Origin of the sequence: Halorubrum ezzemoulense DSM 17463 (genome assembly GCF_002114285.1) — an archaeon.
Classification (GTDB): Archaea; Halobacteriota; Halobacteria; order Halobacteriales; family Haloferacaceae; genus Halorubrum; species Halorubrum ezzemoulense.
Genome location: NZ_NEDJ01000008.1, coordinates 38455 through 58294, shown reverse-complemented (window position 1 = coordinate 58294; position 19840 = coordinate 38455). Strand labels below are relative to the sequence as shown.

The window sequence follows — 19840 nt, the reverse complement described above, 5'->3', positions numbered from 1 at the left end:
CGCGTTTCGCGGCCGGCCCGACCGGACTCGCGGTCCCGCGGCCGCGACCTACCAGCGCTGGTGGACGTGTTCGCGCACGTGTTCGTCGTACACCGCCGCCGCGGCCTCGCGCTCGGCGTCGGAGAGCGCGGCGGCCACGCTCGCGGCCGCGTTCGCCCGGATGTGCTCGGGGGTCGTCGAGCCCGGGATCGCGGTCGAGACGGCGTCGTGGTCGAGGATCCAGCGCAGCGCGAACTCCGAGAGCGGCCGGTCGTCCGGCAGGCGCTCGTCGAGCGCGTCGGCCGCGTCGAGGCCCGCCTCGAAGGGGACGCCGGCGAACGTCTCGCCCACGTCGAAGGCGTCGCCGTCGCGGTTGTAGTTCCGGTGGTCGTCCTCGGGGAACTCGTCGTCGCGGGAGAGCGTGCCCGTCAGCAGCCCCGAGGCGAGGGGCACCCGGCAGATCACGCCCACGTCGCGCGCGGCGGCCTCGTCGAGGAACAGCTCCGCGGGCCGCTGCCGGAACGGGTTGAAGATGATCTGGACGCTCTCGACGCCGGGATACTCGATCGCCTTCAGCCCCTCCTCGACGCGCTCGACGCTGACGCCGTAGGCGTCGATCCGACCTTCGGATTCGAGCGTCGCGAGCGCGTCGAACGTCTCCGGCCGGTAGTACACGTCCGTCGGCGGGCAGTGGAGTTGGACCAAGTCAAGCGTCTCGACGCCGAGGTTCTCCCGCGAGCGGTCGACGAACCGGCGGAGGTTCGCCTCCGTGTACCCGTCGGGCTCGTGGGGGTCGAGTCGGCGACCGGCCTTGGTCGCGACGGTCACGTCGCCGGCCGCGATCTCGTCGGCGAGCGTCTCGCCGAGGATCCGCTCAGAGCGACCGTCGCCGTACACGTCGGCGGTGTCGAAGAAGTCGATCCCGGCGTCGCGCGCAGTCTCGACCGCCGCGACCGCCTCGTCCTCCGTGACCTCGCCCCAGTCGCTCCCGATCTCCCACGCGCCGTAGCCGACCTCGCTGACCTCGCCGACATCGCCGAGTTCGCGGTGGTTCATACTGTCCGCTACTGATCGCGGCGGGGGCAAGGGCGTTCCGGAGGCGGCGAGGCCGCGACGTTCCATTCCACCGCTCACTTTTACCTGGAGCGTGGACGACACGAGTGACATGGCGAAGCTCGGGCTGGTAGTGAACGCGGTCGGTCTCCTGCTCAGCGCGGTCGGCACCCTCCTGCTGTACGCGCACGTGACCGACGAGTACCACTCGCACATTCAGGACATCGGGTCGATCGCGGTCGGCTACCTCGGCGTGATCCTGTTCGGCATGTCGGTGTCGCTCACCGGGATCGCGCTGTTGCTGCGGCGGTCCGCCGACTGAGGCCGCCTCCCTCGTGCGGGAACGGGAGGTGCGCCCGTCCCTGGTCCCACTCGGCGTTCATCACCCGCCAGCGGGGGTTGTCCCGCCACAGCGACAGTTCGTCGCGTTCGGCGAGCCGATGCGCCGTGGACTTGTCGTGGCCGTTCGCCCGGTGGAGGATCTCTCTGAGCTCATGATACAGGATGAACCGGTCGTACCTCGACCACTTCTCGGAGATCCAGACCTCGTTCCTCGGGATGCCTAGGTCGTCGGCCGCTGGCGGGTAGATCAGCTCCCCGTCGAGTTCGACGCGGTAACAGGCGTTGTACTTCGCGATCCTCTCGTGGGAGACGTGTTCGACCGTCCAGCCGTGCTCCCGGATCGCCTCGCGTGGCGACGGCATAACCGGATTGCCCGCCGCGTCTGAGATGAAGATATCGGCGGTTTGCGGGCCCGTCTCACTCCTCGTTCATAACACCGCCGCCAGCGCGTCCATCGTCTCGTCGACGCGCTCGACTCGCGCGTTGTGACCCATGTGGCCGACGCGGAGTACGTCTCCGGCGTCTTCGCCCAGTCCGGTCGCGAGAATCACGTCGTGCTCCTCGCGCAGCCGCTCCTGAAGCGCCTCGGCCCGACCGGGGACCTCGAAGGCGGTCACCGTCGGCGAACTGCGCTCCGGGTCGGGAACCGGCTCCAGCCCCAGCTCCGCGCCGCGCTCGCGGCACCGGGCCGCGGCCGCCTCGTGTCGCTCTCGGACCGCGTCGAGGCCCTCGTCCAGCAGCAGCCCGAGCGCCGCGTCGAGCGCGACGACCTCGGTCGTCAGGTGCGTGTACGGGAACCCGTCGCTCACGTCGCGGAACGGGAGGAAGTTCGCGTACAGCGAGTGCGGGTCCCGCTCCTCCATCGCGGCCCACGCGTGCTCGCTCACCGCGGCGGTCGCGAGCCCGGGCGGCGCGCTGAAGCACTTCTGTGAGGCCCCGAGGCACACGTCGATCCGGTCCGTCGGGACCGAGACGCCGCCGAGCGACGAGACGGCGTCGACGACCGTGAGGACCTCCGCGTCTGCGGCCTCGATCCGGTCGAGCGCCGCCGTAACGTCGTTGAGCGCGCCGGTCGGCGTTTCGCAGTGGACCATCGTCGCGATGTCGAAGTCGGCCTCGTCCCCCGCCAGCGCCTCGTCGAGCGCGTCGACCGGGAGCGGCTCGTCGTGGTCGGCGGCGACCAGGGTCGGGGTCCCCCCGTACGACTCCACGAAGTCGGCGAACCCCTCGCCGTAGAGCCCGTTCGACAGACACAGCACCTCTGTGCCGGGCTCGACGAGCGACGCGACCGCCGCCTCCAGCCCGAGGATTCCCTCGCCGCCGAGGGCGACGACATCGCGGGCGTCCCCTCCGGATGCGTCGGTGTCGACGCCGTAGACCCTCGCGAGCCGGTCGGTGAGCCGGTCGTATATCTCCCGGAACCGCGGGTCTACGTCGGGGTGTATCAGCTCGCGGGACATCGCGTCGCGCACGGGCTCTGGGACCGCGGTCGGTCCCGGCGTCATGAGCATACGTCCCGGTTTGACCGCCCGTATATAAACCGTCCGCGCGAAGCGCGACGGTCGGCGCCGCAGTCGAGCGATCGAGACGGTCGGGCGACGGAAACGGCCGGGCGACATACTCATATATTTCTGTCGCCTGAGTACGATCACAATGATGCTCCCGACCCACGTGCTGGCGGGGATGCTGCTCGCGACCCCGCTGGCGCTCGTGGCGCCGGAGCTGGCGCCGATCGGGTTCGTCGCCGGCTTTCTCGGCGGCCTCACGCCGGATCTGGACATGTACGTCGGTCACCGGCGGACGCTCCACTACCCGGTGTACTACCCGGTGATCGCGGTGCCGGCGCTGCTCGCGGCGGCGCTGGCGCCGTCACCCGTCACCGTCGGCGCCGCGTTCTTCCTCCTCGGGGCGGCGTTCCACAGCGTCACCGACATGTACGGCGGCGGGCTGGAGCTCCGCCCGTGGGAGGGGAACTCCGACAAGGCGGTGTACGACCACCACCGGGATCGGTGGATCCCGCCGCGCCGCGGCGTCCGCTACGACGGCGCGGTGGAGGACCTCGCGCTCTCCGTCGCGATGTCGGTGCCGCTGTACCTCCTGCTCGACGGGCCGCTCCGACGGCTCGTCGTCGCCACGGTGATCGTCGCCGCCGTGTACGCGGTCCTTCGCCGGCGTCTCGCGGACGCCGCCGCAGTGTTCTTCCCGCTGCTGCCGGCGGTGTTGGACCCGTACGTCCCCGAGCGGTACCGGTGACTGCGGCGGGTTCGATCAACGTTATTAGGTTCCCCGCCCCGTTTCATCCGATATCAGCCCGCGCCGGCGACGGCCGTCCCGGCGCGTCCACCCCACCATGCAACAGTACCTCGATCTCGTCGACGACGCGCTCTCGACGGGCACGTACAAGCCGAACCGGACCGGCGTCGACACCATCGCGACGTTCAGCGGGCAGTACACCGTCGACCTCGCGGAGGGGTTCCCCCTCCTGACGACGAAGAAGATGGACGGCTACCGGCGGAACTCGCCCATCCACGAGGTGCTGTGGTACCTCTCCGGTGAGGAGCACATCCGGAACCTCCGCGAGGAGACGAAGATCTGGGACGCGTGGGCCGACGAGGAGGGGAAGCTCGACACCGCATACGGTCGGTTCTGGCGGCGGTACCCCGTCCCGGAGGCGGCGGCCGAACTCCCCGGCGAGACGTGGCCCGACGACGCGGACCGCTGGGTCACCGTGGAGGAGGACGACGACGGGACGCGGCGGCGCACGTTCGACCAGATTCAGTACGTCCTCGACACGCTCGAAGAGAACCCCCACTCCCGCCGGATGGTCGTGAACGCGTGGCACCCGGCGAACGCCGCCGTCTCGACGCTACCGCCCTGCCACTACACCTTCGTGGTGAACGTCCAAGACGGCCGGCTCAACCTCCACCTGACGCAGCGGTCGGGCGACATCGCGCTCGGCGTCCCGTTCAACATCGCGGCGTACGCGCGGCTGGCGAACGCGCTCGCGCAGCGGACCGGCTTCGAGGTCGGGGAGTGCGGCCACACGGTCGTCGACGCGCACGTCTACTGCGGCCGCGGCGAGCGCGGGAAGTGGTACGCGAACAATCTCCGCTACGTCCAGGAGCGGCTCGCGAACGTCGAGAGCAAGGAGGACTACCTCGACGTGAAAAGCTGGGTCGAGCGCACCGCCCCCGACGAGCCGAACGGGCAGGAGGGGTACGACCACGTGCCCGGCCTGCTCGAACAGCTGTCGCGGACGCCCCGCGACCGCCCGCGGATCGAGATCGCGGACAAGCCGCTGGACGAGCTGACCTACGAGGACGTCGAGGTCGTCGACTACGACTCCGCGGACGGCATCTCGTTCGCGGTCGCGGAGTGATGGCGGGCATGGATTCGAACCCGGACCTCGTCCTCGTCGCCGCCGTCGCCGAGAACCGCGTGATCGGCGACGGCGACGCGATGCCGTGGCACTACCCAGCGGACCTGGCACGGTTCAAGCGCCTCACGACCGGCCACCCGGTGATCGTCGGTCGGAAGACGTACGAACGCATCGCCGAGCGCGTCGGCGGCCCGCTCCCCGAGCGGACGAGCGTCGTGTTGACGACCCGCCCCGTCGACGACGGCGACTTCCCCGACGGCGCGGTCGTCGCGCACGACGTCGAGTCGGCGCTCGCGCGGGCGAGAGCGGACGCCGCCGACCGCGGCGTCGACGACGTGTACGTCATCGGCGGCGCGACGGTGTACGAGGCGTACCTCGACCGCGCCGACCGGATGGAGATCACCGAGATCCCCGAGCGCCCCGACGGCGACACGCGGTTTCCGGACTGGGACCGGGAGACGTGGGTCGAGCGCGCCCACGAGACCGACGACGACCTCGCGTTCGTCACCTACGAGCGGCGCGACGCGGAGTGATCGGCGCGACGCGAAGTGAGCGAGCCGGGGGTAACGCCTCGCTCACTCGATGAACCGCGACTCCACGTCGCCGGTGGGCATCATACACCGGTCCTTCTTCCCGAACCCCCGGTATCGGTTGTCGGCGACGAAGTCGTAGACTCGGTCGCGGACCGACTTCGGGACGTAGCGGAACGGCGAGAGCAGCCGGTAGCGGCCGCCGAGCCCCGACGCGATCTCGATGATCGCCGACGACTTCACGTAGCTCTCGCCGTCCTCGATCAGGACGACCGAGTCGAGGTCGTCGCTCGCAAGGTCGTGTTCGGCCAGCAGCGCCTGTCCCACGTCGGACTGGAGCGAGGCGAAGCGGTACTTCTCCTCCGCGTCGCGGGGGACGACGAACTGTACGAACCCGCTACAGAGGTTACAGACGCCGTCGAAGAGGATGACGGCCTCATCGTCGGGGATATCCCCGTCCATCACTCGCGAACCTACGTCGCCGCCGCAGTTCAGGATTGCGGTGGACCCGGAGCCGGGGTTGCGGTGGCGGCGGAGCGGAAGATTGCGGCGAGCGCAGAAGGGGGATACCGGTTGCCGGGTACCCCGGCGGGCGCCGAGGCGGACGCGGTCCGTCCCGCGCACGGAAAACTTATACAGGTCCCTCGGCCTCTCCAACAAGTTGGAGTCCGACATCATGGCTCGAAGTTCCTCCGTCGCGACCGCCCGATCGCGGTTCCGGACCGTCGTGCGACGGCTTTCGGCGGCGCTCGCCGCGCGGTGTTCGGTGGACCTGCGCGCGCTCGCCGCCTTCCGGATCGGCCTCGGTGCGCTGGTGATCGCCGACCTGATCCGGCGGTCGCGCTCGCTGTCCGCCTTCTACACGGACGACGGCGTGCTCCCGCGGAGCGCGCTGTTCGCCGACTACGGGGAGGTGTACTCCGTCCACGCGCTCGTCGGTGAGCCGTGGGCCGTGGCCCTGCTGTTCGCGCTCGCGGGCGCGTTCGCCCTCGCGCTGCTCGCCGGCTATCGGACGCGGCTCGCGGCGCTCGCCTCGTGGCTGCTGCTGCTCTCGCTCCACGCCCGGAACCCGATGGTGTTGAACTCGGGCGACAGCCTGCTCCGCATGCTGCTCTTCTGGAGCGTCTTCCTCCCGCTCGGCGCCCGCTGGTCGGTCGACGCCCTCAGGCGGGCAGGCGCGGGGACCGACGCGGACGCCGCCGCTGGCGCGGGCGGCTCCGAGAGAGATCCCGGGGCGGACGACGGCGATGAGTCCGCGACAGCCGGGCCGTCCGGGTCCGCCGTGGCGACCGTCGCCACGATGGCGGTCCTGATACAGGTGCTGTTGATGTACGTGACGAACGGCATCCACAAGCGCGGGAGCGACCTCTGGATGGACGGCGAGGCGGTCGCGTACATCATGCAGGCGGACCACTTCACCTACCTGCTGGGGAACCACCTCGCCGAGTTCACCGGCCTGCTCCGCGGTCTCACGGTCCTGTGGATCGCGCTCCTGTTCGCCTCCCCGCTGCTGATCCTGCTCACGGGGATCCCGCGCGCCGCGATCGCCTCGCTGTTCGTCGGGATGCACCTCGGCATGGCGGTCACGATGCCGATCGGCCTCTTCCCCATCGTCGTCGTCGTCGGCTTCGTGCCGTTCTTCCAGACCCCGGTCTGGGACGCCGCGGAGCGCGCCGTGGATCGGTTCGGCCTGCCGGCGGCCCTCGAACGGTGGCGCGCGCGCCTCGAGTCCGTCGGAGACGCGCTCGCCTCGCTCGACGCGTCGATACCCCGACCGACGCCGAGCGGCGCCCTCGCCGGCCTCCGCGCGCGAGTCGGACGCGGACGACCGCTCCTCTCGACGGTCGTGCCGTACGTCTTCCTCGTGCTGATCGTCCTCTCGAGCGCCCAGGCGGTCGGCTACGCCGAGACGCCAGACCCGGCCGAAAACGCCCTCGAAACCGTCGAGATGGACCAACACTGGCGGATGTTCGCACCGGATCCCACCCGCACGACCCGGTGGTTCGTGACGGTCGGCACCCTCGCCGACGGGACCGAGCGAGACGTGTTGCGCGACTCGCCCGTGGAGTTCGACCGGCCGCCGCGCGCGGAGGCCACCTACCGGAGCGCGCGCTGGCGGAAGTACCTCGGCAACGTCGCGTCGACGGACAACGAGAACCACCGGTCGTACCTCGCGAACTACCTCTGTGAAGACTGGAACCGGACCCGCGAGACGGCCGTGGAAAACGTCACGATCCACCAGCAGTACGAGCGGACCGACCCCTACAACGGGAGCGTGGTGGCCGCGAACGGGTTCGAGCTGATCGAGTACGACTGCTCGGGCGAGTTCATCCAAGACGAGTGACCGGCCCCGACCGCCGACCGCAACCCCCTTCCCTCGCCCGGCCGCCGTGACGGGTATGCAACCGACGGGACACCTGCGGGGCGACGCGGTCCGCGTGGGCGGGGACGCCCGCCAGCGCTTCTACGACGCCCGGGGGTACGGGCGGCCGCTCGACGGCAACGAGATCGCGCTCTCGCGGGTCGAGGCCGCCCACCTCCTGTTCCGCGGCGACCTCTCCGGGATCGAACTCGGGGGCGACGCGGCGGGCGTGTCGGGCGGCGACCCCGTCGGCTTCGAGCGCTTCTTCGTCGCGAGCGCGGCCGCCGCCGACCGCTTCGCGGTGCGGTTCCTCGTCTACTCCGACCTCCGCGACCGCGGCTTCTACCTCTCGCCCGCCCGCGAGCCGTGGCCCGGGGGGAGCGACGCGCCGGGAGACGCGGTCGACTTCGTCGCCTACGAGCGCGGCGAGACGCCCGACACGGGCAAGGTCAAGTACCCCATTCGGGTCGTCGGCGAGCGGGAGTCCGTCGCGGCCGCGGGGCTCGCGGGCCGCACCCTCGCGGTCGTCGACGAGGAGTCCGACATCACCTACTTCGCGGCCGAGGGCGGCGCAGTCGACGGCGCGACCGACTACGAGCCCCCCGCCGACCTGAGCGGCGTCCTCCTCGCCGACCGCGTCGTCGTCTGGGACGCCCCCGAGGGGTTGTACGAGCGCGGCTTCTACGGCCGCCCGCTCACCGGACGGGCCGCAGACGTCGAGGGCGCGCTCCAGCTCTCCCTCGTCGAGGCCGCGTCGCTGGTCGCGGACGGCCGGCTGGCGCTGTCCACGTCGGTCGGAGACGAGGGGGGTGTTGCCGGCGACGACGCCGCCCGGATCGTTGCCCGCGGCCGCGAGGTGGAGGGGGACCGCTTCGACCGCCGGCTCGCGGTGTACGAGCGCCTCCGCGGTGCCGACGCGGTGCCGAAGACCGGCTTCAAGTTCGGCGCCGACTTCCGGACGTACCTCGACGTGGAGACGGTCGAGGACCTGCCCCACTCCGAACACCTGGTGCGCGTCGTCGAGGCCGACCACCGGTTCTCGCCGCGCGAGCTCTCGCTCGACGTGCGGCTCGCCGGCGGCGTCCGCAAGGAGATGGTGTTCGCGGTGACGTCGGTCGGCGGCGGCGGACGCGGCGCGCGCGCGGCGGACTGGGTCCGCGCCGCCGACGTGGAGTGGGTCTCGGTCGACCGACTGACGCCGTAGCCGACCGGCACCGGAGTTGAGGGATACCGCAGCCGACCGTCTCGCGGCCGACCGATCACCGCCCCGTGGCCGACCGGTCACCGCTCCGCGGGCCGTTCACGACACCGTCACAGTGTCGTCGAACAGCGCGGCGAACAGCTTGTTTTCGGCCGCGCGGAGGTGCTGCGTGAACGTCGTCTGCGAGATATCCATCATCGACGCCACCTCCTCTCCGGTGTGCTCGCGGGGCCACTCGAAGAACCCGGCGAAGTGCGCGGTGCGCGCCGCTTCGCGCTGCCGGTCGGTCAGCTCGGACCGGTCGCGCAGAACACGCTCACCGACCTCTTCGAGGACGTGTCGTGGGGGCAGCTCGACTACCTCGTGGTGGACCTGCCGCCGGGGACGGGCGACGTCCAGTTGACGGTGCTTCAGAACCTCCCCGTGACGGGGACGGTCGTCGTCACGACGCCGCAGTCCGTCGCCGTGGGCGACACCCGTCGAGGCGTTCAGATGTTCGGGGAGTACCGGACGAACGTGTTGGGCGTCGTCGAGAACATGAGCGGGTTCGTCTGCCCGAGCTGCGGGGACAGACACGAGATATTCGGCGAGGGCGGGGGGGCGGACGCTCGCCGAGTCGGTCGACGTCCCGTACCTCAAATCGCTGCCGCTGGACCCGGCCGTCCGCACGGGAGGCGACGACGGTGAGCCGATCGTCTCCGACGGCGACGGCGAGGCCGCGGCGGCGTTCCGGGACCTGGCGGCCGCGGTCGCGAACAAGGTCGGCGTCCTCCGGCGTCACCACCGACAGCGGGAGAGCGAGGAGGCGGTCTGAGCGGCGCGCGCCGCCGTTCACGCCTCGATATCGAAGGGGATCACGTAGGTCCTGTTGTTCGACCCGAGCGAGAAGACGTACTCGCCCGGCCGGTCGAGCACCGCGTCGCGCCGGTCGGACGCGTCCGACGCGGTCGGGTCGTAGCGGAGCGCCCACGTCCGCGTCTCGTCGGGGGCCAGTTCGATCACGGTCAGGTTGTACGTTCCCGCCGGCGCGTTCGCCGCCGCCCGCCACTCGGGCGCCCCCGAGTCGGCGGCGTTCCGGAAGACGACCCACCGGTCCGGATTGATCGGGACCGGCTCGTCGCCCACGTTCGTGGCGACGACGCGGACGGTCTCCCCGTCCCGATCGAGGGACAGCGAGAGCCCGCCCGTCCGCTGGTCGGGACACACCGGATCGTCGACCCGTTCGCCGTCCGGTCCTATCGCGGGGCAGCCCGGAGCGCCGCCCGACAGGCAGCCGGCGAGGACGACGAGACACGCGACCGCGACGAGGGCGAGTCGAGACATTACCGTCACGACGGTGCGCCGTTTCAAAAGGGGTCTCGGAGGCTACGACGATCGCTTGAGCTACCGACCGGCCGCGGGCGCCGCGGAGAGAGCAGGAAGCTTTTTCCGGCGGTGACGCGCGTCGACACCCATGGTCGACCCCTCCACGTTCCCCGCCAAGTCGAGCGCGTACGACATCTCAACGGTGGACCTCAGCGACGACCGATACGAGGTCACGCAGTCGCTGGTCCGCAACAAGTACGCCGTCACCGACAGCGCCGGCGATGTCGTCCTGCGCGGGAAACAGAAGATGTTCAAGCTGAAAGAGGAGTTCCCGTTCGTCACGGCCGACGGCGAGGACGCCTTCTCGGTGAAGGCCGGCGGCATCATGGACGTCGCGGGCAACTACGCGATCACCGACGCGGGCACCGGCGAGGAGGTCGTCGTCTTGGACGAGGACCTCTCGCTTCTCGTCGAGAACTGGACGATTCGCGACCCCGACACCGGCGAGGCGCTGGCGACGATCCGGTCGAAAAACAAGGTGCTGTCCGCGCTCCGGCACCTCGTCGGCCCCGCGAACCTGATCCCGAACAAGTACGAGATATTCGACGCCGACGGCGGCCACGTCGGCGACATCGCGGGGCAGTTCTCGATGCGCGACGCCTACACGGTCACCATCGACGACGCGAGCGGCGTGCCGAAGGAGGCGGTGATCGCCGCCGCGTGTATCCTCGACGCCCTAGAGAACAAGTAGCGGCCGCGACCGAGGGGACGGCGCCGGCTACTCCCCGCCCAGCTTCGACTCGCCGACCGCGTCGTGACCGTCGATGACCTCGGTGCCGCCCATGTACGGGCGGAGCGCCTCCGGGACGGTGACGGTGCCGTCGTCGTTCTGGTAGTACTCTAGGATCGCGACGACAATCCGCGGGACCGCGAGCCCCGAGCCGTTCAGGGTGTGGAGGTACTCCGCGGACTCGTGATGCTCCTCGCGGTACTGGATCCCGGCGCGGCGCGCCTGGAAATCCTCGAAGTTGGAGACCGAGGAGACCTCCAGCCAGCGGCCCCCCTGCTCCGGGCCCTCGTCCATGTCGTCCGCGGGTGCCCACACCTCAACGTCGTACTTTTTCGCCTGCGTGAACCCGAGGTCACCGGTACACATCTCCAAGATACGGTACGGCAGTTCGAGGCGGCGGAGTACCTCCTCGGCCTCGTCGACGAGCCCCTCGAAGCGCTCGTCGCTCTCCTCGGGCCGGACGAAGTTCACCATCTCCACCTTGTTGAACTGGTGGACGCGGACGATACCGCGCGTCTCGGTGCCGTGTTCGCCCGCCTCCTGTCGGAAGTTGGGCGTGTACGCCTGGTACTTCAGCGGGAGGTCCTCGCCGAGGAGGATCTCGTCGCGGTGGAGGTTCGTGACCGGCACCTCCGCGGTCGGGAGCAGCCAGAGGTCGTCGTCGTCGTAGTCGTCCTCGTTCGACCCTTCGACGCGGTAGGCGTCCTCGGTGAACTTCGGGAGTTGCCCGGTGCCGCGCATCGACTCGGAGTTGACGGGGATCGGCGGGAACACGTCCTCGTACCCCTGCTCGCGGTGGACGTCGAGCATGAACTGGATCAGGGCGTGTTCGAGGCGCGCGCCGTCGCCCTTCGCGACGTAGAACCCGCCGCCGGCGACCTTCGCGCCGCGCTCGAAGTCGAGGATCTCGAGGTCCTCACCGAGGTCGTAGTGCGGCTCCACGTCGGCGGGGACCTCGCGGCGGTCGTCGAACCCCTCGCGGCGCACCTCGACGTTCTCCGACTCGTCCGCGCCGACCGGCACGGAGTCTTGGGGGATCTGGGGCAGTTCGAGCAGCGACGCCTCCAGTTCGCGCTCCAGTTCGTTGGCGCGCGCCTCGACCTCCTGGAGCTCCGACTTGAGCTCCTGCGAGCGCTCGATCGCCTCCTGGGCCGCCTCCTCCTCGCCGGCGGCTTTCAGCTCGCCGATCGTCGAGGAGACCTCGTTGCGCTCGTGGCGCAGGTCGTCGCCGCGCTGTTTCAGCTTCCGCCACTCCTCGTCGACGTCGAGTATCCGGTCGAGGTCGATGTCGACGCCCTTGTTGTCGAGCGCCTCGCGGACGACCTCGGGGTTCTCCCGGACGAACTGTCGAGACAGCATTTGTCGGGAGTTCCGCGGGGCGACCCAAAACCGTATCGGAGCGTCGTCACCGCGTGACAAGGATTCGGGCCGGGGCGCGGAACCGCGGGCCTCAGGGGATGAACGAGAACGTACCGAACGCCATCAGGAGGGCGAGCGCGGCGACGACGACGCCCATCACGCGCATCATCAGGATCCGCGTGTCGCTCGGTTCGATCCGCCCCGTCGATCCGTCTGGCGAGCGGGTCTGCCAGCTCGTCATCTTTCGCGGGAACGCCGCCATCGCCAGCGCGCCGGCGCTAACGAGGAGGGGGACGGCAACGAAGAACAGCCGGAATGGTGCGGGGAGCATGCGCGGTGGAGTCTTGACGCGAGGCAACAAAGGGTTATGGAATCGGGAGGTCCCGCGGAGTCGGGGCGCCCGGTTCGCGCGTCGCCGTCAGTACCCGCCCGGTAACGCCATCCCGACGGCGAGCGCGGCGAGCGGCACGGCGGCGACGACCGCGTACCAGAGGCCGGCGGCGCCGAGGAGGAGCCACGTCCCGACGCCGTATCCCGTCGGGTCCCAGTCGACCCCGAACCGCGGCAGCCCGGCGACCGCGGCCGCCGGGGCGACGAGGCCGACGAGGACGCCGCCGAGAAGCGCCGTTGAGAGGAACCCCGAACTCCACGCGGGCCCCGCCTCGCCGGCGCGCGCCACCGTGAGGCCGACCCCGACGAGGTACGGGACGGAGAGCCCGACCGCGACCGCAAGGTACGAGGGGAGGACCCGCCCCGCCGGGGGAAGCGCCTCGAACAGCGCCCGGAGGCGCGACGCCGCGAGGAACGGCACGCACAGTCCCGCGGCGACGAGCCCGGGGAAGCCCAGCAGCGCGAGCGTCCACAGCCAGCCGACGACCGAATCGACGACCGCGGGAGCGAGGGAGAGCGGAACCGACGGAGCGGGGACGGGCGAGACCATGCGCGAGACGAGCCGCCGCGGGCGGCAAACCTCTTGTGGTGACCTGCGAGGCGTCGCCGTCGCGGTCGGCCGGCGGCCGCCCGGAACCACCAGCGTTTATCCCGCTCGCCGCGACCGGCCGACAACGATGCTCATCACGGGCGCGACGCTGGCCGACGGCCGGGTGCGAGACGTGCGTATCGGCGACGACGGACGGATCGACGTGGTCGCCGAGGGGCTCGGCGCCGACGGCGGCGAGCGCGTCCTCGAAGCCCGCGGGAGGCACCTCCTGCCGGGCGCTGTCGATGTCCACGTCCACTTCCGGGAGCCCGGCGGGGGGCACAAGGAGACGTGGACCTCCGGGTCCGAGAGCGCGGCCGCCGGCGGGGTCACGACCGTCGTCGACCAGCCGAACACCTCGCCCCCGACGGTCGACGGCGCGGCGTTCGACGAGAAGGCCGCGCTCGCGGCCGACTCGCTCGTCGACTACGGGATCAACGGCGGCGTGACCCCCGACTGGGACCCCGAGGAGCTGTTCGATCGGCGCCTCTTCGCGCTCGGCGAGGTGTTCCTCGCGGACTCGACCGGCGACATGGGGATCGACGCCGACCTGTTCGCCGACGCGCTCGACGAGGCGAGCGCCCGCGACGTGCCGGTCACGGTCCACGCCGAGGACGCGACGCTGTTCGACGACGGCGCGCTCAACGGCGACCTCGGCGGGGTCGGCACGGCCGCGACCGCCAACGCGTGGTCCGCCTATCGGACGGCCGACGCCGAGGTCGCCGCGGTCGAGCGCGCGCTCGCGACGGCCGCGGAGCGCGACGCCCAGCTCCACGTCGCGCACACCTCGACGCCGGAGGCGGTCGACGCGGTGACGGAGGCCCGCGAGGGCGGGTCGGGAGCCGACGAGGACGGGGGCGACGCCGACACCGCACTGGTCACCTGCGAGGTGACGCCGCACCACCTCTACCTCTCCCGCGAGCGGGCGCGGTCGCTCGGCACGTTCGGGCGGATGAACCCGCCCCTCCGGTCGGAGGAGCGCCGCGAGGCACTGTTCGCCCGGCTCGCCGCGGGCGACGTCGACGTGGTCGCGACCGACCACGCGCCTCACACGGTCGAGGAGAAGCGGCGGGGACTCGTCGACGCGCCGAGCGGCGTGCCGGGCGTGGAGACGCTGTACCCCCTGCTCCTGGAGTCGGCGCGGACGGGCGAACTGTCGCTCGAACGCGTCCGGAACGTGGTCGCCGCGAACCCGGCCGAGATATTCGGCCTCGACCGGAAGGGGCGGGTCGCGGCGGGGCGCGACGCCGACCTCGTCCTCGTCGACATCGCCGACCCCCGCGAGATCGAGGCCGCCGCGCTCCACAGCGCCCCCGCGTGGACCCCATTCGAGGGGCTCCGCGGGGTCTTCCCCGAGGTGACGCTCGTCCGCGGCGAGGTCGTCTACGAACGCGACCCGGCGACGGGGGCGGCGTCGTTCGGCGAGCCCGTCGGGCGGAACGTCAGGGAGTCGTAATCGCGGGGAACCGAAGGGAATCGCGGAGCGCTGTGCGGAAACCGCGCGTCCGGGCGATCGACGGCCGAGACGCCGAAATCGGCCGCGACGACGGATCGGGGGCGGCGGAACGCATATGCCGTTGCTCGCCTTAGCCGGTGTATATCGATGACCACGGGGAGCATTCGCACGGTCGCCTCGGGGCGGGAGCCCGACCCGGACGAGGTCGGCCGGACATGACCGACCCCGGAGAGTCGGGGCCGGTCGGGACGGGTCCCGCGGGGTCGGCCGACGCGGAATCGAGCGACGCCGAGGCCGCGGGAGCGACGACCGGGGCCGGCGCGGGGAGCGGACCGGAGACCCCCGCGGACGTCGCCACGCTCGCGGACCGCATCGTCGAGGAGGTCGAGGACGTGATCGTCGGCAAGCGAGACGCGGTCGAACACGTCCTCGTCACCGTGCTGGCGCGCGGCCACCTGCTCGTGGAGGACGTGCCGGGCGTCGGGAAGACGACGCTCGCGAAGTCGGTCGCGCGCTCGATCGACGGCTCGTTCAAGCGCGTCCAGTTCACCCCCGACCTCCTTCCCTCCGACGTCACCGGCGTCAACGTGTTCAACCGCCGCACCGACGAGTTCGACTTCCAGCCCGGTCCGGTGTTCGCGAACGTCGTGCTGGGCGACGAGATCAACCGCGCCCCGCCGAAGACGCAGTCGGCGCTCTTGGAGGCGATGGAGGAGAACCAGGTGACGACCGACGGGACCACCCGCGAGCTGCCGGACCCGTTCTGCGTGATCGCGACCCAGAACGACGTGGAGCCGGGACAGACGTACGAGCTTCCGGTCGCGGAGGTCGACCGGTTCACGAAGAAGATCCGGCTCGGCTACCCGGACACCGAGGAGGAGGCCGCGATCCTCGGGCGGCTCACCGGCGACCACCCGGTCGACTCGGTCGAGCCGGTCGCGACGATCGCGGACGTGCGGGCGGCCCGCCGGGTCGTCGGCGAGGTCGAGGCCTCGGAGGCGGTCCGGGAGTACGTGGCCCGGCTCGCGGTGTTCACCCGGCGGAACGCGAAGCTCGGGGCGAGCCCGCGCGGGAGCCTCGCGCTGATCCGCGCGTCGCAGGCCCGCGCCGCGCTCGACGGCCGCGGGTACGTGATCCCGGACGACGTTCAGACCGAGGCGCCGACGGTGCTCTCGCATCGGGTCCGGACCGAGTCGGGCGGGACCGACGGCGCGGACGTCGTCAGCGACGCGCTCGACCGGATTCGCGTGGAGTGACCCGCCCATGACGCCCCCCTCGCGCCGATGACGCCAGCGCTCACCCGACGAGGGCGCGTCGCCGGCGTCGTCGGCCTCGTCGCAGCCGCCAGCGCGTTCGCAGCAGGCGGCCGCGCCTTAGACGCGATCGTGATCCCGGTCGCCATCGCGCTCGCGGCCGGCTACGTCCAAGTGTTGCGGGTCGACGTGCCCGCGGTCCGCCACGTGGCGCCCGCCGACGGATTCGTCGGGGAGACGCGGGAGGTCCGCCTGGAGTTCGGACCCGACGCGGTCGGGGGCGGCGACGCCTCCCCGTCGTTCCTCGCCGACGTGTCTGTCCGGGTAGACGAGGGGCTCGACGGGCCGACGGCGCCGATCCGAGCGTCCGTCGGCACTGAGCCGGTGTCGTACCGCGTGACGTACCGCGAGCGCGGCGAGCGGACCCTCGGACCGATCGACCTCACCGTGACCGACGTGTTCGGCCTCTTCGAGCGCGAACTGGTCGTCGACGAGACCGACGCCGTGACGGTGTACCCGCCCCGCGACCCGATGCCGACGCGGTTCCGGCGGGCGCTGTACGCGGCCGACGCGGTCGACGTGAGCCGGCAACGGGAGGAGTTCGACCGGCTCCGCGAGTACACCCGTGGCGACGCGGTCCGCGACGTCCACTGGGCGACGACCGCCAAGCGAGACGAGATCGTCGTCAAGGAGTTCGCGGCCGAGACCGCGCGGAACCGGGTGACGATCGCGGGCGGGACAGACATCGGCAGCGGGAAGGAACGACCGGTGTTCGCCGGTATCGACCACGGCGACACCGACCGGGCCGCGAGCGCGGTCGCGGCCGACGAGCTCGCCCGGGCGGCGGTGAGTCTCGCGCTGGCGCTGCTCGACGACGGGGTCCCGGTCGACGTGCGGCTCCCCGGCGGTCGCGTCTCGGCGGCACCGGGCGGCCGCGGTCGACGAGAGGTGCTGGAGCTGGCGGCGGTGACCGGCCCGGGAGCTGTGGCCGACGACGAGGCCGACGTGACGGTCGTCGCCGGGGCGGACGGCGCCCGGTTCCGCACGGGCGACCGGGCGGTCTCCTTCGCGGACCTGCGCCGCGAGGCCGAGGAGGAGGGCACGCCGACCGGAGCCCACGGCCCGCGCCGAGCCGAGAGCGCGGCGGACCCCGGGGAGGTGGCGTCGCCGTGAGCCGCGGTTCGTCGCTCCGGGAACCCCGTTCACCGGGCGAGCCGACCGACGGCGACGGGCGGCTCGCCGACCCGGCGGTCGTCGGCGTCGCGGTCGTCACCGCGGCGTACCTCGCCGTGTTCTTCCAAATAACGAACGTCGTCGGCGGGACGGGACGGACCGCCGGCGTCGTCGCGCTCGCCGGCCTCGGCGGCGTCGCGCTGGCGCGGGCCGTCGGCGAGCGGACCGCGCTGTGGCTGGCCGGCCTCCTCCTCGCCGCGGGGCTCGCCGCCTACGTCCTCGCGATCCCCGAGAGCCGGCGAGCGCTGTTCACGGCGCGGAGCGTCACCTTGGACCTCCTCGCGCTGTCGACCGGGCTCTCCGTGTTGCGGCTGGCGCTCGCGGACGTCTGGGTGCTCGCGGTGGCGCCGGTGCCGACGTTCCTCGTCGGCTACTTCGCCGGGCGCGGGCGACACGTCGCGGCCGCGTCGGTCGCGGGAGGGACGCTCGGCTTCCTCGTGTTGACCGGCGACGCCGAGACGGGAGCCGCGGTCGCCGGGGTCGTCGGCCTGGCGCTCGCCGTCGGCCTCGCGACGCTCTCGACGCCGAGCCGGCGCCGCGGCCACGCGGGGACGTTCGCCGTGGTGGTCGCCGCGATGGTCGTCGCGAGCGCGACCGTCACCGTGATCCCGGCGGGGGCGGCGGCCCCGCTGGGGCTCGACCGCGGGACAACGACGTTAGAGTCGAGCCTGAGCGGCGACGACGAGCTGGACGTCGTCGGATCGACGCGGCTCTCGCCGGAGGTGCGGTACACGATCGAGAGCCCGGTCGAGCGGAACTGGCACACCGGCGCGTACGACACCTACACCGGCGATGGGTGGGTGCGGAGCGGCGAGCGGTCAGCGGTCAACGGCTCGCTGTCGGGCCCGCCGGGCGCGAGCGACCTCGTCGAGACGCGGATCACCTCGGAGGCCGAGTCGACCGCGCTGCCGGCGCCGTGGAAGCCGGTCTCGGCTCTGGGCGGCGGCGCGGTCGAGGTCGACGAGCGGGGGAGCCTCCGGCTCGCGGAGCCGCTCGAACCGGGCGACGGGGCGGTCGTCCGGAGCCGCGTGCTCGACGCAGACCCCGCGGCGCTCCGGAACGCCAGCGACGACTACCCGACGGCCATCGAGGAGCGGTACACGCAGCTGCCCGAGAGCACGCCCGAGCGGGTCGGCGACCGAACAGAGGAGATCGTCGCTGCCGCGGGCGCGGAGTCGCCGTACGAGCAGGCGGCCGCGGTCGAGGCGTACCTCCGCTCGGAGTACGAGTACACGCTGACCGTCGAGGAGCCCGAGGGAGACGTGGCGGACGCGTTCCTCTTCGAGATGGACGCCGGGTACTGCGTGTACTTCGCGACGACGATGGCGGCGATGCTCCGGTCGCAGGGGATCCCGACGCGCTTCGAGACCGGCTACACCCCGGGCCAGCGGGTGGGCGACGACGAGTACGTCGTCCGGGGACAGAACGCCCACGCGTGGGTGTCGATCTACGTGCCGGACCACGGCTGGGTGGCGTTCGACCCGACCCCGTCCGGGCCGCGCGACGAGACGCGGGCGACCCGGCTCGCGGAGGCGCGCGCCGACGGGGCGGAGAACGTCGACACGGACGCGTCCGTCCCGGACCGGACGCCGGACCCCGAACCGAACCAGACCGACGCGGAGACGACCGACGACGCGCCGAGCGGGGGGACGAACGACTCGACGGTCGGGAACGCGAGCGGCGGCGGCGCGGTCGGTCCCACCGACATCGCGCGGCTCGACGGGACCCGGACCGGAACCATTCCGGCGGCGGCCACGCGGTCGGCGAGGGGATCCGAGGCGGACGGGAGCGACGGCGGCCCGCTCGGGTCGCTCCCCGACCCGGAGACCGCGCTCTACTGGCTGCTCGTCGCGGGGCTCGGCGTCGCGGGGGTCCGCCGGACGGGACTCGCGGGACGAGTTCACCGTCGGATCGGTCCGGCGCTCCCGCGGCGGCGGCGCGATCCGAGGGCGGACGCCGAGCGCGCGTTCGGGGACCTCGAACGGCTGTTGGCCGGGCGCTACCGCGAGCGGCGCCCGGGGGAGACGCCGCGGAGCTACGTCGACGCGGTCCGGACGCTCGGCGCGGACGAGCGCGTCGAGACCGTCGCCGCCGCGTACGAGCGCGCCGCGTACGCCGGGTCGGTGACGCGCGCCGAGGCCGACGAGGCCCGGCGAGCCGTGCGCCGGCTCGCGCTCGAACGGCTGCCGCTCGTCGGGCGGTTCGTCCGCTGAACGGGGGGCTTCCCGACACTATTTAATATGGGCATCCTGTAGACTCAGGCTGTAATGTCGGAAGTCTGCTCGACGTGCGGACTGCCCCAGGAACTCTGCGTCTGCGAGGACGTCGCGAAAGAGTCCCAGCAGATCAGCATCCGCATCGACGAGCGCAGGTACGGTAAGGAGGTAACGGTCATCGAAGGATTCGACCCGAAGGACGTGGACCTGAGTTCCCTCTCGTCGGATCTCAAGTCGAAGTTCGCCTGCGGGGGCACCGTCGAAGACGGCGCCATCGAACTCCAGGGGAACCACTCGGGTCGCGTGGAGGACTTCCTCCGCGACAAGGGCTTCAACGTCGCGTGACCGTCACCTGACCGTCCGCCGTCGAGCGTCGGTTCGAACCGCAGTCGGCTCTCGTTTT

The 19840-nt window shown here is 71.8% G+C and carries 21 protein-coding genes and 1 pseudogene; 13 read left to right on the top strand and 9 right to left on the bottom strand.

The window, feature by feature from the left end; translation table 11 throughout:
- Window positions 1-48: 48 nt before the first annotated feature.
- Complete coding sequence (locus tag B9H04_RS04215) at window positions 49-1035, bottom strand: aldo/keto reductase (protein WP_049931582.1); 987 nt, start codon at window positions 1033-1035, stop codon at window positions 49-51.
- A 91-nt stretch (window positions 1036-1126) separates the two neighbouring features.
- Between B9H04_RS04215 and B9H04_RS04210 the strand changes: the two genes are divergently transcribed.
- The gene (locus tag B9H04_RS04210) at window positions 1127-1354 is read left to right on the top strand and encodes a hypothetical protein (RefSeq protein ID WP_233125152.1); all 228 of its coding nucleotides are present in this window, start codon (window positions 1127-1129) and stop codon (window positions 1352-1354) included.
- Here B9H04_RS04210 and B9H04_RS04205 read toward each other — a convergent pair.
- Entirely contained in the window at window positions 1314-1736 is a 423-nt protein-coding gene (locus tag B9H04_RS04205; RefSeq protein ID WP_049931583.1) for a hypothetical protein, read from the bottom strand. The genes B9H04_RS04210 and B9H04_RS04205 overlap by 41 nt on opposite strands.
- A gap of 66 nt (window positions 1737-1802) precedes the next feature.
- The gene (locus B9H04_RS04200; RefSeq protein ID WP_049931584.1) at window positions 1803-2885 is read right to left on the bottom strand and encodes a pyridoxal-phosphate-dependent aminotransferase family protein; all 1083 of its coding nucleotides are present in this window, start codon (window positions 2883-2885) and stop codon (window positions 1803-1805) included.
- Between the two features lie 145 nt (window positions 2886-3030).
- Between B9H04_RS04200 and B9H04_RS04195 the strand changes: the two genes are divergently transcribed.
- From B9H04_RS04195 to B9H04_RS04185, 3 genes are all read left to right on the top strand, one after another.
- Window positions 3031-3627, top strand: a complete 597-nt coding sequence (locus B9H04_RS04195; RefSeq protein WP_176450665.1) for a metal-dependent hydrolase — start codon at window positions 3031-3033, stop codon at window positions 3625-3627.
- 97 nt (window positions 3628-3724) lie between these two features.
- The gene (gene thyA / locus B9H04_RS04190; protein WP_085682473.1) at window positions 3725-4753 is read left to right on the top strand and encodes a thymidylate synthase; all 1029 of its coding nucleotides are present in this window, start codon (window positions 3725-3727) and stop codon (window positions 4751-4753) included.
- Window positions 4753-5286, top strand: a complete 534-nt coding sequence (locus B9H04_RS04185; RefSeq protein WP_049931587.1) for a dihydrofolate reductase — start codon at window positions 4753-4755, stop codon at window positions 5284-5286. The genes thyA and B9H04_RS04185 overlap by 1 nt, the downstream gene beginning before the upstream one ends.
- Window positions 5287-5328: 42 nt before the next feature.
- Here B9H04_RS04185 and B9H04_RS04180 read toward each other — a convergent pair whose 3' ends face one another.
- The gene (locus tag B9H04_RS04180) at window positions 5329-5745 is read right to left on the bottom strand and encodes a thiol-disulfide oxidoreductase DCC family protein (RefSeq protein ID WP_085682472.1); all 417 of its coding nucleotides are present in this window, start codon (window positions 5743-5745) and stop codon (window positions 5329-5331) included.
- 214 nt (window positions 5746-5959) lie between these two features.
- Here B9H04_RS04180 and B9H04_RS04175 point away from each other — a divergent pair, with 214 nt between their 5' ends.
- Both B9H04_RS04175 and endA read left to right on the top strand, forming a co-directional pair.
- Entirely contained in the window at window positions 5960-7627 is a 1668-nt protein-coding gene (locus tag B9H04_RS04175) for an HTTM domain-containing protein (RefSeq protein WP_049931707.1), read from the top strand.
- Between the two features lie 55 nt (window positions 7628-7682).
- On the top strand, window positions 7683-8849 hold the full coding sequence (gene endA, locus B9H04_RS04170; protein WP_049931589.1) for a tRNA-intron lyase: 1167 nt from the start codon (window positions 7683-7685) through the stop codon (window positions 8847-8849).
- A gap of 96 nt (window positions 8850-8945) precedes the next feature.
- Here endA and B9H04_RS04165 read toward each other — a convergent pair whose 3' ends face one another.
- Window positions 8946-9137 (bottom strand): helix-turn-helix domain-containing protein, encoded by a 192-nt coding sequence (locus B9H04_RS04165; protein WP_394334717.1) that lies wholly within the window; start codon window positions 9135-9137, stop codon window positions 8946-8948.
- On the opposite strand from B9H04_RS04165, the pseudogene B9H04_RS04160 reads away from it, so the two are divergent.
- Window positions 9126-9660 (top strand): annotated as a pseudogene (locus B9H04_RS04160) (P-loop NTPase); the annotation flags it as partial. The gene B9H04_RS04165 and the pseudogene B9H04_RS04160 overlap by 12 nt on opposite strands.
- A gap of 17 nt (window positions 9661-9677) precedes the next feature.
- On the opposite strand, the gene B9H04_RS04155 reads toward B9H04_RS04160, so the two are convergent.
- Window positions 9678-10169, bottom strand: a complete 492-nt coding sequence (locus B9H04_RS04155; protein ID WP_049931590.1) for a hypothetical protein — start codon at window positions 10167-10169, stop codon at window positions 9678-9680.
- Window positions 10170-10299: 130 nt separating this feature from the next.
- On the opposite strand from B9H04_RS04155, the gene B9H04_RS04150 reads away from it, so the two are divergent.
- On the top strand, window positions 10300-10902 hold the full coding sequence (locus B9H04_RS04150; RefSeq protein ID WP_049931591.1) for an LURP-one-related/scramblase family protein: 603 nt from the start codon (window positions 10300-10302) through the stop codon (window positions 10900-10902).
- Between the two features lie 27 nt (window positions 10903-10929).
- On the opposite strand, the gene serS is transcribed toward B9H04_RS04150, so the two are convergent.
- From serS to B9H04_RS04135, 3 genes are all read right to left on the bottom strand, one after another.
- Window positions 10930-12300 carry a serine--tRNA ligase gene (gene serS / locus B9H04_RS04145; RefSeq protein WP_049931592.1) on the bottom strand — a complete coding sequence of 457 codons (1371 nt, stop codon included), beginning with the start codon at window positions 12298-12300 and terminating at the stop codon, window positions 10930-10932.
- 91 nt (window positions 12301-12391) lie between these two features.
- Window positions 12392-12631, bottom strand: coding sequence for a hypothetical protein (locus tag B9H04_RS04140; protein ID WP_049931593.1), 240 nt, complete (start codon window positions 12629-12631; stop codon window positions 12392-12394).
- Between the two features lie 87 nt (window positions 12632-12718).
- The gene (locus tag B9H04_RS04135) at window positions 12719-13240 is read right to left on the bottom strand and encodes a hypothetical protein (protein WP_049931594.1); all 522 of its coding nucleotides are present in this window, start codon (window positions 13238-13240) and stop codon (window positions 12719-12721) included.
- Between the two features lie 127 nt (window positions 13241-13367).
- On the opposite strand from B9H04_RS04135, the gene B9H04_RS04130 reads away from it, so the two are divergent.
- From B9H04_RS04130 to yciH, 5 genes are all read left to right on the top strand, one after another.
- The gene (locus B9H04_RS04130; RefSeq protein ID WP_049931595.1) at window positions 13368-14735 is read left to right on the top strand and encodes a dihydroorotase; all 1368 of its coding nucleotides are present in this window, start codon (window positions 13368-13370) and stop codon (window positions 14733-14735) included.
- A gap of 215 nt (window positions 14736-14950) precedes the next feature.
- A complete protein-coding gene (locus tag B9H04_RS04125) occupies window positions 14951-15991 on the top strand; it encodes an AAA family ATPase (protein ID WP_049931596.1) in 1041 nt (346 codons plus the stop codon).
- A 27-nt stretch (window positions 15992-16018) separates the two neighbouring features.
- Window positions 16019-17161 carry a DUF58 domain-containing protein gene (locus B9H04_RS04120; RefSeq protein WP_049931597.1) on the top strand — a complete coding sequence of 381 codons (1143 nt, stop codon included), beginning with the start codon at window positions 16019-16021 and terminating at the stop codon, window positions 17159-17161.
- Entirely contained in the window at window positions 17158-19434 is a 2277-nt protein-coding gene (locus B9H04_RS04115; protein ID WP_049931598.1) for a transglutaminase family protein, read from the top strand. The genes B9H04_RS04120 and B9H04_RS04115 overlap by 4 nt, the downstream gene beginning before the upstream one ends.
- A gap of 54 nt (window positions 19435-19488) precedes the next feature.
- Window positions 19489-19782, top strand: a complete 294-nt coding sequence (yciH, locus tag B9H04_RS04110) for a stress response translation initiation inhibitor YciH (RefSeq protein ID WP_004596695.1) — start codon at window positions 19489-19491, stop codon at window positions 19780-19782.
- Window positions 19783-19840 lie beyond the last annotated feature (58 nt).

Bases quoted from the DNA above. Each gene is read 5' to 3' on its own strand.
- serS (WP_049931592.1), bottom strand. From the start codon at position 12,300: ATGCTGTCTCGACAGTTCGTCCGGGAGAACCCCGAGGTCGTCCGCGAG.
- B9H04_RS04180 (WP_085682472.1), bottom strand. From the start codon at position 5,745: ATGGACGGGGATATCCCCGACGATGAGGCCGTCATCCTCTTCGACGGC.
- B9H04_RS04150 (WP_049931591.1), top strand. From the start codon at position 10,300: ATGGTCGACCCCTCCACGTTCCCCGCCAAGTCGAGCGCGTACGACATC.
- B9H04_RS04175 (WP_049931707.1), top strand. From the start codon at position 5,960: ATGGCTCGAAGTTCCTCCGTCGCGACCGCCCGATCGCGGTTCCGGACC.
- B9H04_RS04195 (WP_176450665.1), top strand. From the start codon at position 3,031: ATGCTCCCGACCCACGTGCTGGCGGGGATGCTGCTCGCGACCCCGCTG.
- B9H04_RS04155 (WP_049931590.1), bottom strand. From the start codon at position 10,169: ATGTCTCGACTCGCCCTCGTCGCGGTCGCGTGTCTCGTCGTCCTCGCC.
- B9H04_RS04200 (WP_049931584.1), bottom strand. From the start codon at position 2,885: ATGCTCATGACGCCGGGACCGACCGCGGTCCCAGAGCCCGTGCGCGAC.
- B9H04_RS04185 (WP_049931587.1), top strand. From the start codon at position 4,753: ATGGCGGGCATGGATTCGAACCCGGACCTCGTCCTCGTCGCCGCCGTC.
- yciH (WP_004596695.1), top strand. From the start codon at position 19,489: ATGTCGGAAGTCTGCTCGACGTGCGGACTGCCCCAGGAACTCTGCGTC.
- endA (WP_049931589.1), top strand. From the start codon at position 7,683: ATGCAACCGACGGGACACCTGCGGGGCGACGCGGTCCGCGTGGGCGGG.
- B9H04_RS04125 (WP_049931596.1), top strand. From the start codon at position 14,951: ATGACCGACCCCGGAGAGTCGGGGCCGGTCGGGACGGGTCCCGCGGGG.
- thyA (WP_085682473.1), top strand. From the start codon at position 3,725: ATGCAACAGTACCTCGATCTCGTCGACGACGCGCTCTCGACGGGCACG.
- B9H04_RS04205 (WP_049931583.1), bottom strand. From the start codon at position 1,736: ATGCCGTCGCCACGCGAGGCGATCCGGGAGCACGGCTGGACGGTCGAA.
- B9H04_RS04215 (WP_049931582.1), bottom strand. From the start codon at position 1,035: ATGAACCACCGCGAACTCGGCGATGTCGGCGAGGTCAGCGAGGTCGGC.
- B9H04_RS04135 (WP_049931594.1), bottom strand. From the start codon at position 13,240: ATGGTCTCGCCCGTCCCCGCTCCGTCGGTTCCGCTCTCCCTCGCTCCC.
- B9H04_RS04130 (WP_049931595.1), top strand. From the start codon at position 13,368: ATGCTCATCACGGGCGCGACGCTGGCCGACGGCCGGGTGCGAGACGTG.
- B9H04_RS04140 (WP_049931593.1), bottom strand. From the start codon at position 12,631: ATGCTCCCCGCACCATTCCGGCTGTTCTTCGTTGCCGTCCCCCTCCTC.
- B9H04_RS04120 (WP_049931597.1), top strand. From the start codon at position 16,019: ATGACGCCAGCGCTCACCCGACGAGGGCGCGTCGCCGGCGTCGTCGGC.